This is a genomic window from Olleya sp. KJ81-1, assembly GCF_055808135.1.
The window spans coordinates 2,559,000-2,575,340 of record NZ_CM147854.1; the positions used below are offsets into that span (position 1 = coordinate 2,559,000).

Sequence of the window (16,341 nt, forward strand, 5' to 3'; positions counted from 1 at the left end):
TATTATTTAGCTAAAATGTGTGGTTTTAAAGCGTCAGCTATTTTGCGGTCATTAGCTAGACGTGGTATTTTATTTTGACCTCCTAATTTACCAATAGATTTCATGTAATTTTGAAATCCATTTTTATTAACCTTACTAATTTTTAAAGGTTGTAATACTTTTCCCTCTATCAAATCTAAGTAATAACTGTTTTGTTTTTGCAACGAAGCGTCTATTTTTTTTGCTAAAGCAGAAATGTCTTTTGGTGCGTTTTCAAATTCTACAAACCATTCATGATACGGTAATCCTACTTCTGGATTAATTTGTGGCGCAACTGTAAACTCATTTATTCTTATATCTGTCCCTTGTGTAGCCTCTTTCATGGCTTGTTCGACCTCTTTACCAATAACATGTTCGCCAAAAGCAGAAATAAAATGTTTTATTCTACCAGATACAATTACTCTATAGGGTTTTGTGTCTGTAAACATTATAGTATCTCCAATATTATAAGCCCATAAACCTGCATTAGTAGATATAATCATGACATAATTAACGCCAACCTCCACATCTTTAATTGTAATACGTTTTGGATTGTTATCAAAAAACTGATCAGCTTTTACAAACTCGTAAAACATTCCAGAATCAAGTTGCAATAACATTCCTTTTACATTTTGTTTGTCCTGAAAAGCAAAAAATCCTTCACTTGCTGGATACAACTCAATACTATCCACTTTTCGACCTATTAAGTTTTCAAATTTTGCACGATAAGGTTCATAGTTAACACCTCCAAAAATAAATAGGTTGAAATTTTTAAATATGTCTCCTATTTTTTTACCTGTTTTTTGTTGCAGTTTTTCAAAATACATTTGTACCCACGAAGGAATTCCGGATATTATTGACATGTCTTGATTAACTGTCTCCTCGACTATTGCTTCTACTTTAGTTTCCCAATCTTCAATACAGTTAGTTTCCCATGATGGCATTCTATTTTTTTGAAGATATTTAGGGACAAAGTGCGCTACAATACCAGATAGTCGACCCAGTTGTATTCCATTTTGTTCTTTTAAAACTGGGCTTCCTTGTAAAAAAATCATTTTTCCGTCTACAAACTTGGCGTTTCCTGTTTCATGTATGTAAAGTAAAATAGCATTTCTAGCTGCGTTTACATGGTTTGGCATACTGTCTTTAGTTAACGGAATGTATTTTGCGCCTGAAGTTGTACCTGACGTTTTTGCAAAATATAATGGTTTTCCTGGCCACAAAATATTCTCTTGACCAGCCACAACCTTGTCCACATAAGGTTTAAGGTCTTCATAATCCCTAATTGGTACACGTTTTATAAAGTCTTGATAATTATTAATACTAATAAAATCGTGATCAATACCAAACGTTGTACTTGAGGCTTGGCTAATAAGATCTTTAAACACTTTATCTTGTGTTTGAATTGGGTTATTGGCCCATTTTTGCACTTTTTTATAAATGCGTTTTGCAAATGGTTTAGCTAAAGCTGCTTTAATTGATGGCATTATTTAAAATCTATAAAATTAGTTGGGTTTACTGGATAACCGTCACTCCATAATTCAAAATGAAGGTGTGGACCTGTAGATAACTCGCCTGTATTTCCTGCAGTAGCAATCACTTCTCCTGCTTTAACCAAATCACCTTGCGCTTTAGTTAAAGAAGCGTTGTGTTTGTATACAGATATTAGACCTTGACTATGTTCGATTATAATAACGTGACCAGTTTGAGCAGTCCACTCGGCAAAAATTACAGTTCCATCTGCAGTAGATTTTATAGGCGTGTCTTTAGCAACGACAACATCCACAGCGTAGTGTTTAGTTTTAACGTTATAGTTTTCGCTAATTGTACCATTTACTGGTGGAAATAAAACAAAGTTTGCTTTGGATGTAGCGGTTTCAAACAAGCTATATTTATCTTCTTTATCTACTTTTTGTCTAAGAATCGAATCTTCTTTAATTGGATTTAAATCAACTTGACTAGCTTCTAATTTAGCAGCTTGTATGATAGAATCTTTATTAAACTTAACCGTACTTACTTCGCCTTGTAATACTTGTTTTATAGACGCAAAATATTTTTCGTTTAAATCAATAGTACGTTGTAAAGAATCTGTTTGAAAACTTAATTTAACAGCTTTCTTTTTAAGTGTTGTGGATGAATATCCTGGAATATATTCCTTTAAAGGTGTAAAAGCTATTAAAATGGTAGTTAAAACAATTAATAAAATAGCAGATATTGTTCCAAGTATAAACACGTTTAAACGCGTTAAATTAAGTGAAAGACGTTCTTCAAAAGTATCATCGTTTAAAATAACTAAACGATACTTGTGAAGTAGTTTCTTCTTAATTTTTTTAGATTTTTTTCAGATTTTACCATATTAAAAACAAAAGTAAATAAAAAATTGTGCTAACATCTTTAGCTAAAGCTAAAGTTAGTGTTTTAACGTTATTATTAAAGTTTAATTATTAACTTTGTGGTCTAAATTTTTAGTTATGATTTCAGCAAGTATATTTTTAGGTATGCCAGGACCAACATCAATGATAATAATAGTGGTAGCGATATTACTTTTATTTGGTGGAAAGAAAATTCCAGAATTAATGCGTGGACTAGGTAGCGGAATTAAAGAGTTTAAAGACGCTAGTAAAGACGAAGAAGACAATAAAGATAAAAAGTAATCTTACTTTATTATAAAAAAACCCAATGCAATGCATTGGGTTTTTTTATGACTTAAAACTGCTTTAGTTAATTTTCAAGGATTTAATAATAGACTCTAGCTCTAATATATAATCACGCTTATTAACTGATGGTGCAAAAGTAAAACCTTCTAATACTACATAACGGTTATTAATTTTATCTTCTACCATGTAGTTAACAAATGGTCCTGCATTATATGTGCCTTCAATATCCCAAGTGCTTCTTACTTCATATGTTGGTTTATTATCAATTATAGTTGTGAATAAAAAGGGTGTGTAAGCTTCTTCGGTTTTCATGTATGAGCCATCTATTGGTCCAGGAATATACTTTTTACCAACACTATCTCTAATAGTTATAATTTGCTGTGTAATATCACCTTCTTTATCTATAGCATCTAATGGTACTTGGTACACCATAAAATTATTAGTTCCTGTTGTTAAATTTTTTCTAACCCAGAAAAAATCACCATCCTCTTTAGCTATTCTATAGATAGATGGAAACTTAACCGAGATTCCTAATTTTTTTTCTATGTTATTATTTGTATGCAGTGAGTTGTTTGTCAACGTTTGACGTGCTTCAATTTCTTGGTTTTTAAACGTATCTAAAATTTTATCTTTATTAGACTTTAAAACCTCAATAATTTTGCTGTCATTTGGTCCTGATACAACTACTACCTTTTGAGGTTGTGCATACGCATCTGTAGCTATTTTAATCTCAGACTTGTCGCTTTGTTCTATTTTTAAAACAATTCTATTTTTTGCAGCAAATCCAGAAAAAACTTTTGGCGGAATTTGATTAATATCAAACATAGGCTCTGGTTGTGGTAATCCAGGTACTACAGTAGTTAATACGTCTCTAATAGCGTCTCCAACATTACCTTTCCATAACTCGTTATCTACAACAACACTAACGTTATATAAGTTTCCTGAAGATTTTGGGACCATACGCTGGTTTTGTTTTGTCTCTTCGTTGCACGATAATATTGTACACACTAATACAATTAATACAGCTAATTTTTTCATTTTATTATGCTATTTAAATGATTACTTACCCTTTAGAAACTAAAAGTTTCATTCCTGGTTTTAATTTAGTACCACTAATATCGTTCCAATCTTTAATATTTTGGACAGAAATACCAGAAAACTTTTGAGAGATACTCCATAGACTATCGCCTTGTTGCACAGTATATGTTTTTCCATTTACTGGCTTAGTACTTTTTTTAACCGAAGCTACAGCTTTAGATTGGCTTACTGGCACTCCGTTTCTAGGATATATGGTTAATCGCTGACCTATTTTAAGGTTATTATTGCGCATCCCATTCCATTGCTTAATTTGACTTACTCTAACGCCAAATTTCCTGGCTATTTTACCTAGATAATCTCCTTGTTTTACCCTATACCTTGTTTTAGTATCAGAATCCTGAAATTGAGGTAATGGTTTTTCTCGTTTATCCAATTCTGCTTTTGCATGAGCATACAGTTGGTCCTCGTTATTTACAAAAGCTCCAATAATATTTCGTGGTAAACGTAGTGTGTAATTTTTACCTTTTATATAAGGTATAACGTCTAATTTGTATGCTGGATTTAAAAACTGAAGCGTCTCTATCTCTACACCTGTATACTCTGACACTTGGTCTAGAGTAATCATATGTTTAACGTGAATTGTATCTGTTTCTATTAAATGAAACTCTGGTTTATGTTGTACAAAGCCATGCTCCTTTGCATATTCAAAAATATACATAGTGGCTAAAAAAGCTGGCACATAACCAGCAGTTTCTCTAGGTAAATTAGGTCTAATATTCCAATAGTTTTGATAACCACCAGAGCGTCTAATAGCCTTGCTAACATTACCTGGACCAGAATTATATGCAGCTAATGCTAAATCCCAATCTCCAAATAATTTATATAATTTTGATAAATATTGTGAAGCAGCAATAGTCGCTTTAATCGGATCACTGCGCTCATCCACATAACTACTTACATCCAAACCATATTCCTTACCTGTTGCAAACATAAACTGCCATAAACCGGTTGCTCCAACTCTAGATCTAGCTCTTGGTTTTAAAGCAGACTCTACAATTGCTAAATATTTCATTTCTAAAGGAATGTCGTAATTATCAAGTTCGCGCTCAAACATAGGAAAGTAATAATTACTTAAACCCATTAAACGCTCAAATGATTGATGACGATTTTTTAAAAAGGACTTAATAACGCTTTCTAAACCAGGGTTATATTCAACATTAAAAGGTGTTCTTGCGTTTAAGCGAGAAAGTCTAGCTTTTAAAGTATCTGTAGTTAACTCTGGATAATAAACTGCATCATATTTTAATCCTGAAACGTCTCTGTAAATGGTATCATAAAGTGTGTTACTATATAACTCTTCAAGCCATTTTTTATCAATTTTAGAAGCAAATTCGTGATCTTCTAAAACTTGTGGTAAAGGTTGTAATCCCTCTACTGTTTTTTTAAAGTAAGCTTGACCATCAATTATTGTATCAATAACGTAGTTTTCTCCTTCTATCAGTTTATCCTGAGTTAATCTTGTTTGCGCTTGTAATGTGTCTTGAGCCACACTAAATGTAAAGCCAAATAGGACTAATAAAAAGGAGATATATATTTTTAAATGCTGCATTTATTATTTGTTTGATTTTATGCTGTAACGTTTACTTTTAGTCTAAAATTGCAGCAATTCCTGGAAGGGTTTTACCTTCTAAACTTTCTAGCATTGCTCCTCCTCCTGTACTTACATAACTTACTTTGTTTTCAAAACCAAATTGCTTAACTGCAGCAACAGAGTCACCACCTCCAACTAATGAGAATGCTCCATTTTTAGTAGCTTCTGCAATGGAGTTACCTAACTCTATCGTTCCGTTTGCGAAATTTTCCATCTCAAAAACACCTAAAGGACCATTCCAAAGTACTGTTTTGCATTGCATTACAACATCATGGAATATAGCTTTGGATTTTGGACCAGCATCTAAACCTTGCCATCCGTCAGGTATTTTATTAACATCCACAACTTGAGTGTCTGCCTCGTTGCTAAACGCATTTGCTGCCAAAACATCTACTGGTAAATGTATCTGTACGTTTTTTGCTTTAGCTTGTTTTAAAATGTCTAATGCTAAGTCCATTTTATCATCTTCGCAAATAGAATCTCCAACATTACCTCCTTGTGCTTTAACAAAGGTAAAGGTCATACCTCCTCCAATAATTAAGTGATCTACTTTGTCTAAAATGTTTTCTATTATAGTGATTTTAGAGGATACTTTTGCGCCTCCAAGCACTGCTAATACTGGTTTTTCGCCAGTTTTCATTACTTTATCAATACTTTTAATTTCTTGCTCTAATAGGTAACCAAAACATTTTTTTCTGGAAAAAACTGTGCGATTATTGTTGTAGACGCATGCGCTCTGTGTGCTGTACCAAACGCATCATTTACATAAATGTCTCCTAGTTTGGCTAGTTTTTCCGCGAAAGCGACATCGCCTTTAGACTCTTCTTCATGAAAACGTAAATTTTCTAAAATAAGTATTTTCCCTGGTTCAAGGTTAGCTGCTGCTTTTTCTGCAGCTTCACCTACACAGTCCGAAACAAACTGAGTCTCCACACCAATAATATCTTCTACTTTATTTGCTATGTGTTTTAACGAAAACTCCTCTTGAGCACCTTTTGGTCTTCCTAAATGAGACATTAAAATACAACTTCCACCATCTTCTAATATTTTGATTATGGTTGGTTTTGCTGCTTGAATTCTGGTAGCATCTGTAACATTAAAGTCCGCGTCTAAAGGAACATTAAAGTCTACACGAATTAAAGCTTTTTTGTTTTTAAAATTAAAGTCGTTAAGTGTTTTCATTTGTTTGCTATGTTTTTAGTTTAGGTTTGCTTTTAAAACCCAAGTATCTCTATATCTGTAATTTGTTTTAAAATCTTCTGCCATTTTAAAGGCTTCTTCTGCGGTATCTCCTCTAAATAAATAGACGTAATTCCAACTGTTTTTAGGGTTAATAAACGCTTTTGCTGTATACCCTTTGTTATTTAAATAATCTGTCCATTTTCTTGCTCTCATGTTTTCTGCAAAGACACCTGCTATAACATAATAGCCACCTTCTATTCCTGCAATAGTTGTCGCTTTTTTATTTTTTAAATATTTAAATGCTTTGGACTTTAATCCACGTTTTGTGTAACTATATGGTTGACGTTTCTTTTTAGTATTATAGCTTGGTACTGTTTCTGGTTGTGATCTTACAATCTCTGGAGATACATTAGCTGTTTGGCTTGCACTTGGGTTATTATCTTGTACAATGTCGTCAAAATAATTTTGAGCTATTTCTGTTTGAAATGCTGTAAAATACAGGTAAAATCTATCTGCTTGTGTCTTTAATCTAAGCGTTGTTTGACTTGTACTATTATTAATTATTGCATTATTATAATTAGGAATATCAAGTTGTGCAATATCAAATCCAAGCGTATTCTCACTATTAGGTAGTCGATCCCTATTTTTTATACTATTATTAGTAATAGAACTATTGAAAAAGTTTTGTTGATAGCGTGCTCCATTACTTAATGATTGAAAACTACCATCACGCTGCTTTATTATTGCAAAATCATCACCTTCTAATGCGGAATCTCCTTCCAAAGCAGATAGTATTACCGATGTTTTTACATTTCCTTTTTCTACGGATTTAAAATTTTTAAATTCTAAATCCAAAGGTTCTTGCTTATTAATTAAAGCAAAACCATGATACGTTGATATGTATCTTGGATTGTCTGTAGGTGATTGGTATACTACGTATAACATCCAACCTGCTGCACTACCACCAGACAAATAGCCTTCTGTAGCTTTTACATTAGCAACGACGTAATCGCCTGATTTGTTTTCTGCTTGTTTTAATAACGATGTTACGTCTGCATAACACACATAAGGTGCATTAATGGCGTGTGTTGGATCTGTAGACCCATCATATATTACTTCTCCTGTTAAATCCTGATACTCTTGATTAGGTAATTTAAATTTAATCTGATTAATTACTGCAGATCGCTCTCCACTGCCTCGATAATCGTAATTACCTTTTTGCTCTTTACGTGTACCTTTTTCATAAGCATAGGTTGCTGACCAATATAAGCCTGCATATGCTATTTTTTTAAAGTCCTCTGGTAAGGTTAGCGTTGCTTGGCTAGAGCTAAAAGTTTCGGTGTCTCTGTCAATATCAACATAACGCATTTTAGTATCGTCGTTATTAACCGTTAAATCATTAAAAGCATCTTTATCATCCTCACTTAAAATGTTATTACCAATTACTGCAGTATCTCCAAAAATGTAGAATTCGTTTAAAGATTTAAATTCAAGACCTCCATTGGTGACTGAATTTACTTGTTCAGTTTCTTGCGCAATAACATGGTAAGATCCTGTTATAATAAAAAGTAAGCCAAATAACTTTTTCATTTTAAAGATGTAGAACAATTAATAATCCTCAAATATATACAAATACTGCCATACTTTAAATTTGTTAAGCTAAAATCAATTTTTAATAAAAATAGTTTTTCAATAATAGGAAAACTATATTTGCCTATGCTTTTCAGTGATATTTTAGGATTAAATCATATTAAAAAACACTTAACAACAAGTGCTAATAATGGTCGTATACCACATGCCCAACTTTTTGTTGGACCTGAGGGTTCCGGAACCTTACCTATGGCTATTGCTTATGCACAATATATTTTGTGTAAAAACACTTTGAGTGAAAACACAGGAGAAAACGAAGTTTGTAATTTAAAATTTAATAATTTTTCTCACCCAGATTTACACTTTGCGTTTCCTGTTACCACTACAGGTAAGGTTAAAAAACATCCAGTTTCTTCTTATTTTTTAGAAGAATGGAGGCAATTACTTAAAGAACAACCATACGGAAACTTATTTGATTGGTACAGACTATTAGGCGTTGACAATAAACAAGGTCAAATAGGTGTAGATGAAGCTTTAGATATTGTAAAAGCGTTAAGTTTAAAATCTTACGAAGGTGGTTATAAAGTTATGCTAATTTGGATGGCTGAAAAAATGAATACACAAGCTGCTAACAAGCTGCTTAAATTAATTGAAGAGCCACCAAACAATACCGTTTTTATTTTAATCGCAGAAGAGGAAGAACAGATTATTAACACCATAAGATCGCGTTGTCAAATTTTACATTTTCCTCCATTAGCCGAAGACGATATTAAATCGGGAATTATTAAACAATTTAATCTGGATGATGCTACTGCTACAAAAATAGCACACCAAGCGGATGGAAATTACAATAAAGCTTGTGATTTAGTCTATCATGATAGTGAAGATGACCAATTTGAGCAGTGGTTTATTTTTTGGATTCGTGCTGCTTTTAAAGCTAAAGGAAATAAAGGTGCAATCCATGATTTAATTGGATGGAGCGAAGACATTGCTAAAACTGGACGAGAAACGCAAAAACAGTTTTTAAATTTTTGCTTAGATTTTTTCAGACAAGCCATGTTACTAAATTATGGTGCTGAAGAATTAGTTTACTTTGAAACTAAAAGCAAAAATTTTGATATAGCTAAGTTTGCTCCTTTTATTCATAATAATAATATAATGGATATTTCTAACGAGTTAAACGATGCTATTTACCATATAGAACGTAACGGGAATTCTAAAATAATACTAACTGACTTAAGTATTAAGCTAACGCGATTACTACACGCTAAACAAGATTAAATTGACAGCAAAACGTAATTTTTTTGTCATCATTAATCCTGTTTCTGGAAATGGACATGGTAAAAAGGTTTGGCTAGCTATACAGTCCAAATTAAATCTTTATTTTAATATTGAGTATAGTTTTACAACTCATCCCAATCACGAAATTGAAATTACGCATACAGCTATTAAAAAAGGCCATAAACAATTTATAATTATTGGTGGTGACGGTACATTAAACAATTTTATTAATGGTGTATTTAGTCAGGATAATAGTAATTACAAGAGCATCATTTTTGGTGTTATACCTATTGGAACTGGTAATGATTGGGTAAAGACACATGGTATATCAAAAAACATAAATAAGGCTTTAGATACTATTTTAAACGGAACAATTAATACTCAAGATGTTGGTTGTATTAATTACTTAGATCAAAACATTTCAAATAAATATTTTTTAAACCTAACCGGAATTGGTTTTGATGGTTTAGTGGTAAACATTGTTAATAACAACAGGACTTTTGGTCAATTTACCTACATTTTAGGCGCTTTAAAAGGACTTTTTAAATATCGTTTTTTTGAAACCAAAATAACTACAAACTCTGAGGTTATAAATTTAAAATCTTGCTTTATGATACAGATAGGGATTTGTAAATACACTGGTTCTGGTATGCAATTAACGCATAAAGCAAATCCTAAAGATGGCCTATTTGATATAACCATTGCTAACCGTTTTTACAAATGGGATATTATAAAAAATATCTTTAAATTATTTAATGGTAAAATAGTGTTTCATGACAAAGTAAAAACCTTTAAGACAAATAATCTTTTAATAGAAAATAACAATACTAATACATACTTTCAAGCCGATGGAGAACAAATTGCTCCTGGTAAAATCACGATATCCATTATCAATAATGGAATCCAATTTTACTGCTAAAAGTGACTAACTAATTTTAAAAACCAACTTTTATGAATAACGTACTTAATAACATTACAGAGCTAATTTTACTACTGTTTTTAGCTATAACTTTTTTACAATCAGGATACGATAAAATAACCGATTGGAAAGGTAATATTGAATGGCTAAAAGGTCATTTTTCAAAAACATTTATGGCTAATATGGTACCTTTAAATGTCGCTATAATATTAATTTTAGAAACCATTGCAGGCGTATTTGCTGTAATAGGTTGCTTTACTTTAATAATTGATAGTAATACCAGTTTTGGTTTTTATGCTGCAATTTTAAGTGCTATAACACTACTGCTTTTATTGTTTGGTCAACGTGTTGCAAAAGACTATGATGGCGCAAGAACTATTGTAATTTACTTAATTCCAACCTTAATGGCCTTGTATATACTTAAGTAGTTAATAGTCAATCATATTAACTTTAAACACCCAATTTTGACTAAAAAGAGCGTTATTAAGTAATGTTTTATGTTGCATGTAAGCATCATAAAAATTTTGGGTATGAAAGACGTAAACATAAAATAATTGTTCAGTTTCATCAATAAGTATCTGACTATCGTAACCTTTTTCTTTTAAATATTTTTGCCAATTAATTGCATTTTGGGATTCGGAAAAAAACTTATTTATAACATAATAGCCTTCTTTTGCACCTTCTATGAGTGCTGCGTTTTTTTCTAATAACAACTTAAATGCTTGTGTTTCTAAAGGTTTGTCTTCTATTTTTAATGCGCGCACATAATTAGTAGATGAAATTAAAACATCTCCTTTAGCTAGCGCTTCATTTTGTGACTTAGACGATAGTATCTCACTAGACATAGGCACAACCAATTCTTGCTTTAGCTCCTTTTTAATAATTACTGGTTGTTTTAAAGCAAAGGATTGTGTAGTAATGTTAAAATTTTCGGCTTGACCGATAGTTTTAATATCCGTTTTAGAAATAGTTTTTATTGTTTCCATTTCAGATTTAACTAACTCATTATCAGGTATTAACACGGTGTTTGAATTAAGTTTTTCTGACGTTAAAACAATAGCATTTACAGGTATATTTGATTGAATTTCTTTTAAAAATGACTCACTAATTTCAGTATTAAAAGCAGTAAAAAACAAGTAAAAACGATCCTGTTTAGTATTAAAAATAAGGTCTACTTTTTCTGTTCCATTGACTATTACTGCCTCATCATTATTTGGTAAGGTAACTGTTGCCAAATCAAATCCTAAAGTATTACTACTGTTTGGATATCTAATAGTATTAGCTGTAGATACTGAAGTTATTTGACTACTAAAAAAATTATCTTTATCCCTGTTAAGAGCTTGTAATTGCCACGCTTTGTTAGTTACTGGGTTAGCGACAATGCATTGATCTCCAGACAATGCAGAATCCCCTTCTAAAGTTGCTAATACAATTGCTGTACTAGTCGCTCCTTTATCTGGTGTTTTAAAATCGTCCAATGAAATGATTTCTGGTTGATTACCAATATGAGAAAAACCATTAAAAGTAGTGATATACTTAGGTTTACTAGTTGGTGCTTCGTAAACAACATACAACATCCAGCCAGCTGCACTTCCACCAGCTACATATCCTTGGGTTGCATTAATATTAGCTACTGTGTATTCTCCATTTACTTGTTTAGCCTCTTGTAATTGTTTAGTAACATCTGCAAAGCAAACGTAAGGCGCATTTAAAGCAAACGCTGGATTTTTTGCTCCATCAAACAACACATTACCTGTAATATTTTGATAATTTTCTCCAGGTAATTTAAGTTTTACCTTGTTAATTAAAGACCTGTTTTTTTGTCGATTACCTTGAAAATAAAATTGAGCATCCTCTTCTCTTCTTGTTCCTTTTATATAACTGTATGTTGCGGACCAATATAAGACTGCATATGCAATTTTAGACTGATTATCAGGTAATTTAAGATTGGCAGAACTAGATGAAAACGTCGTTTTATCCTGATCAATATCCACATAGACCATATCAATATCATCGTTGGTTAACAGATAATCATTGTACGGTTCTTGTTTATCTTTACTTAATATGTTATTACCTATTACTGCAGCATCACCATAAATATAAAACGCTTTTTGCGTTGTAAATGGTACTGTTTGCTGAGCATAAGTAAACGAAAACATAGAAATGAAGATAGCAAAGCGCAAAAGCAAGCCTCTCATAATCTTTATTGAAAATAATTAATAGCGCAATAAATATAGCTATTTATATCAAAAAGACTGATATTTAAAGTATTATAAGTCAAAAAAGGCGATTAACAGTAGTTAATCGCCTTTTTTAAAAAATCTGTAAAAATCTTACTTTTTATATGCCGCATTTAAGTCTTCAATGATTTTTTGAGTCAAATCATTCTCCTCTTTTCCATACATTACACTTGGAGAATTCTCTACAGTCCCTAAAATGTAATCATAATTATTAGTTTTTCCGTAATCCTTTACAAAACCTTTAACTTTAGATATTAAAGAATCTATTTCTACTTGATATTCGTTTTGAAAGTTTTGCTGTTCTGCTTGCCAAGTTTGTTGTAAGCCTTGTGCTTTTTGGTTTAAAGCTTGTAATTCTGATTCTTGTTGACTTTTAGAAAGCGTTGCTACTTTTTGGTATTCAACTTGAAATACCTGACGGAAACTATCTACCTTTTTTTTAAAGGCTTCATCCTTTTCATTATATCTTGCTTCTAAATCTACTTTCTCTTTAATTTCATTAATTACAAGACCATTATCAACGTAAGCAATTTTTTGCTTTTGACAAGATGTAAATACTAATGCAACAATTGCTAAACCTATTATTTTTTTCATTTTAATTTATTTTGATTTTGAGCAAATGTAAATAATTAAATATGTCAAATTTTATTTTTTTTAACAGATTTTAAAAGAATAAGAATTTTTTATAATAATTTTAATTCTAAATAAGAAATAGTTATTAAAAACGACCTCATATAAGCGTGTTTAAGGCGTTTTTTAATAAAAGCAATATATTTATATGTTAGGACTTGAAATCGTTTAATCCTGATTATTAAATTACTTTTTAGCTGTTTTAAGCGTATAAATCAATGAAGAATATTGCCCAGAAGACCGTGCTTTAAAATTTGAGACACAACCAATCCAAAAAGCTTTAAATATATTCATTCGTCCAGATTTATATTTTTCAGATAATAGACTAACATAATATGAATCAAAAAGCATAGGCTTAGCAAATTGAACTTTTAAATTAACTGTCTTAAATAAATTAGAAATAGAAGTTTGATTAAAATGCCATAAATGTCTTGGCACATCAAAAGCTGCCCAAAATTGTTTATAATGTTTAGCGTCGTAACTATTGTAATTTGGTACCGCAACAATTAAAACACCGTTTGGTTTAAGTAACGTTTTAAGTAGTGTAATTTGTTCTTCTAAATTTGGAATATGTTCTAAAACATGCCACAAGGTGATAACATCAAAACTTTGAGTTTTTAAAGTTTTTATTTGTGACAGATCTAATACTGCGTTTTTAGTTTTTTGATTTGCTATTAATCTTGCTTCCTCATTTGGTTCAATTCCGGAAACATGCCATCCATTATTTAATGCAGTTTTTAAAAAATCTCCTGTACCACAACCATAATCTAAAATGTATTTATCGTTAGTTTGAAATGAATCAATCAACTTTAGTTTTCGCTTTAATGCTATTTCCCTTACTGCATGATACACGTTTTCTAATAGATTTCTTTTAGAATCTGTATGAGAAATATAATCCTCGGTTTTATAATATTCTGGTAATTTATCTAAAGTTGGTTTAGGAATCGTTTCCAAATAACCATAAGTTCTGTTTTCAATTAATTTAAAAACCTCTCCAGAAACTGAGTGATCTTTTACTTCTATAAACACATTTTGATTATTTTGACTAGCCACAATTACTTATATTTTGATTGATTTTTTGATAAGAATACAATTATGTTATCCATCAATAATTAAAAAAACAGAACGTTCCACGTGGAACGTTCTGTTTTTTTATCCAATTTATCTACCCATATACACCAACAAAACAGAAATATCTGATGGTGATACACCACTAATTCTTGATGCCTGAGAGATGGTTACAGGTTGTATTTTTTTAAGTTTTTCTCTAGCTTCAAAACTCATAGACTGCAGTTTTGAATAGTCAAAATTAGGTGGGATTTTTATATTTTCTAGACGCGTAAGCTTATCGGCATTATTCTTTTCTTTTGCAATATAGCCTGAATATTTCACTTGAATTTCGGCTTGTTCAATAACCTCACTGTCCAAATTATTATCATTAATATAACCTGAAACAGATTCAATTTGCTTCATATCTTCAATACCAATATTTGGTCTAGCAAACATTTTAAACATCTTATCTTGCTGTCTAATTGCAGCAGAATCTTTTGCTTCTAACACAGGATTAATTTCGTCAGGTGTAACACTTGTGTCTCTAAAAAATTGCACAAATTTTTCAGCTGCATCATGCTTCTCCTCCATTCTTATTAAACGTTTTTCGCTAGCTAAACCTAAATCAAATCCTTTTGGTGTTAATCTTATATCTGCATTATCTTGACGTAATAACGTTCTATATTCCGCTCTAGAAGTAAACATTCTGTATGGCTCTTCAGTTCCTTTAGTTATTAAATCATCAACCAAAACACCTATATAAGCTTCGTCTCTTTGCAGTATAAAAGGATCGCGTTCTTGCACTTTTAATGCTGCATTTATTCCTGCCATTAAACCTTGAGACGCTGCTTCTTCATAACCTGTTGTACCGTTAATTTGACCAGCAAAATATAAGCCATCTACTAACTTAGTTTCTAAAGTGTGCTTTAATTGTGTTGGTGGAAAATAATCGTATTCTATAGCATAACCTGGTCTAAAAAACTTAACGTTTTCAAAACCAACTACAGAACGTAAAGCCTTAAATTGAACATCTTCTGGAAGCGAAGTTGAGAAGCCATTTATATAATATTCGCAAGTATTCCAACCTTCAGGTTCCACAAATAATTGATGTCTATTTTTATCTGCAAAACGATTAATTTTATCTTCTATAGAAGGACAATATCTAGGTCCTAAACTTTTAATACGACCATTAAACATTGGCGAACGATCAAACCCTTCGCGCAATAAATCATGAACCTTTTCACTTGTATAAGACATGTGACAAGAACGTTGATGAGTTAATGGTTTTGTAGTGTCTAAATATGAAAATTTTTCTGGATTAACATCTCCAGGTTGCTCGACCATTTTAGAAAAATCCAGAGATCGACCATCCACTCTTGGTGGTGTTCCGGTTTTCATTCTACCAGATTCAAAACCCAAATTAACTAACTGTTCAGTTATTCCAGTTGCAGCTCTTTCTCCTGCTCTACCTCCACCAAAATTTTTATCTCCAATATGGATTAAACCATTTAAAAAAGTACCATTAGTTAAGACAACACTTTTAGCTTTTATCTTAACTCCAAGTGATGTTGTCACACCTGCAACTTTTCCATTTTCCACAATTAGACCAGAAACCATTTCTTGATAAAAATCAAGGTTTTTAGTTTGCTCTAAAATCAAACGCCAATCTTCAGCAAAACGCATTCTGTCACTTTGGACTCTTGGACTCCACATTGCAGGTCCTTTAGATTTGTTTAGCATTTTAAATTGAATAGCAGAGGTGTCACTTACAATACCAGAGTAACCACCAAGCGCATCAATCTCTCTTACAATTTGTCCTTTAGCAATTCCACCCATTGCTGGATTACAAGACATTTGAGCAATGTTTTGTAAATTCATGGTAATTAGCAAAGTCTTGCTACCCATATTAGCTGCAGATGCTGCTGCTTCACTTCCTGCATGACCAGCTCCAACTACAATTACATCATATACTTCGTTAAACATAATTTTAATTTGAATTAATACCAAGCAAAACTCAGTATCATTATATTGATTGTTCCACGTGGAACGTTTTTATTATTTTACTTTTAAAAGCGTGCAAATATA

General features: G+C 31.5%; 13 protein-coding genes and 1 pseudogene. 4 read left to right on the forward strand and 10 right to left on the reverse strand.

What is annotated here, in order from left to right:
- Positions 1–2 precede the first annotated feature (2 nt).
- Both AC0L3M_RS12085 and AC0L3M_RS12090 read right to left on the reverse strand, forming a co-directional pair.
- Positions 3–1,505, reverse strand: coding sequence for a GH3 auxin-responsive promoter family protein (locus AC0L3M_RS12085; protein WP_473430920.1), 1,503 nt, complete (start codon positions 1,503–1,505; stop codon positions 3–5).
- Positions 1,505–2,344, reverse strand: coding sequence for a M23 family metallopeptidase (locus AC0L3M_RS12090; RefSeq protein WP_473432507.1), 840 nt, complete (start codon positions 2,342–2,344; stop codon positions 1,505–1,507). The genes AC0L3M_RS12085 and AC0L3M_RS12090 overlap by 1 nt, the downstream gene beginning before the upstream one ends.
- A gap of 145 nt (positions 2,345–2,489) precedes the next feature.
- Between AC0L3M_RS12090 and AC0L3M_RS12095 the strand changes: the two genes are divergently transcribed.
- Positions 2,490–2,672, forward strand: coding sequence for a twin-arginine translocase TatA/TatE family subunit (locus tag AC0L3M_RS12095; protein WP_145004948.1), 183 nt, complete (start codon positions 2,490–2,492; stop codon positions 2,670–2,672).
- Between the two features lie 63 nt (positions 2,673–2,735).
- Here the strand turns inward: AC0L3M_RS12095 and AC0L3M_RS12100 are convergent, their stop codons facing one another.
- The 4 genes and pseudogenes from AC0L3M_RS12100 to AC0L3M_RS12115 all read right to left on the reverse strand — a co-directional run bounded on the left by AC0L3M_RS12100 (position 2,736) and on the right by AC0L3M_RS12115 (position 8,136).
- The gene (locus AC0L3M_RS12100; protein ID WP_473430921.1) at positions 2,736–3,713 is read right to left on the reverse strand and encodes a DUF4837 family protein; all 978 of its coding nucleotides are present in this window, start codon (positions 3,711–3,713) and stop codon (positions 2,736–2,738) included.
- A 25-nt stretch (positions 3,714–3,738) separates the two neighbouring features.
- Positions 3,739–5,322 carry a lytic transglycosylase domain-containing protein gene (locus tag AC0L3M_RS12105; RefSeq protein ID WP_473430922.1) on the reverse strand — a complete coding sequence of 528 codons (1,584 nt, stop codon included), beginning with the start codon at positions 5,320–5,322 and terminating at the stop codon, positions 3,739–3,741.
- 37 nt (positions 5,323–5,359) lie between these two features.
- Positions 5,360–6,546: pseudogene (locus AC0L3M_RS12110) on the reverse strand (phosphoglycerate kinase).
- A 15-nt stretch (positions 6,547–6,561) separates the two neighbouring features.
- Positions 6,562–8,136, reverse strand: coding sequence for an SPOR domain-containing protein (locus tag AC0L3M_RS12115; RefSeq protein ID WP_473430923.1), 1,575 nt, complete (start codon positions 8,134–8,136; stop codon positions 6,562–6,564).
- A 126-nt stretch (positions 8,137–8,262) separates the two neighbouring features.
- On the opposite strand from AC0L3M_RS12115, the gene AC0L3M_RS12120 reads away from it, so the two are divergent.
- The 3 genes from AC0L3M_RS12120 to AC0L3M_RS12130 are packed head-to-tail and all read left to right on the forward strand — an operon-like array spanning position 8,263 to position 10,764.
- Positions 8,263–9,417 carry a DNA polymerase III subunit gene (locus AC0L3M_RS12120; RefSeq protein WP_473430924.1) on the forward strand — a complete coding sequence of 385 codons (1,155 nt, stop codon included), beginning with the start codon at positions 8,263–8,265 and terminating at the stop codon, positions 9,415–9,417.
- Between the two features lies 1 nt (position 9,418).
- The gene (locus AC0L3M_RS12125) at positions 9,419–10,336 is read left to right on the forward strand and encodes a diacylglycerol/lipid kinase family protein (RefSeq protein WP_473430925.1); all 918 of its coding nucleotides are present in this window, start codon (positions 9,419–9,421) and stop codon (positions 10,334–10,336) included.
- Between the two features lie 32 nt (positions 10,337–10,368).
- Positions 10,369–10,764 carry a DoxX family membrane protein gene (locus AC0L3M_RS12130; RefSeq protein WP_292948158.1) on the forward strand — a complete coding sequence of 132 codons (396 nt, stop codon included), beginning with the start codon at positions 10,369–10,371 and terminating at the stop codon, positions 10,762–10,764.
- Here AC0L3M_RS12130 and AC0L3M_RS12135 read toward each other — a convergent pair whose 3' ends face one another.
- The 4 genes from AC0L3M_RS12135 to mnmG all read right to left on the reverse strand — a co-directional run bounded on the left by AC0L3M_RS12135 (position 10,765) and on the right by mnmG (position 16,239).
- On the reverse strand, positions 10,765–12,495 hold the full coding sequence (locus AC0L3M_RS12135; protein WP_473430926.1) for a hypothetical protein: 1,731 nt from the start codon (positions 12,493–12,495) through the stop codon (positions 10,765–10,767).
- Between the two features lie 174 nt (positions 12,496–12,669).
- The gene (locus AC0L3M_RS12140; protein WP_292948162.1) at positions 12,670–13,170 is read right to left on the reverse strand and encodes an OmpH/Skp family outer membrane protein; all 501 of its coding nucleotides are present in this window, start codon (positions 13,168–13,170) and stop codon (positions 12,670–12,672) included.
- Positions 13,171–13,392: 222 nt separating this feature from the next.
- Complete coding sequence (locus tag AC0L3M_RS12145) at positions 13,393–14,259, reverse strand: class I SAM-dependent methyltransferase (protein WP_473430927.1); 867 nt, start codon at positions 14,257–14,259, stop codon at positions 13,393–13,395.
- Between the two features lie 108 nt (positions 14,260–14,367).
- Positions 14,368–16,239, reverse strand: coding sequence for a tRNA uridine-5-carboxymethylaminomethyl(34) synthesis enzyme MnmG (gene mnmG, locus AC0L3M_RS12150; protein WP_473430928.1), 1,872 nt, complete (start codon positions 16,237–16,239; stop codon positions 14,368–14,370).
- Positions 16,240–16,341 lie beyond the last annotated feature (102 nt).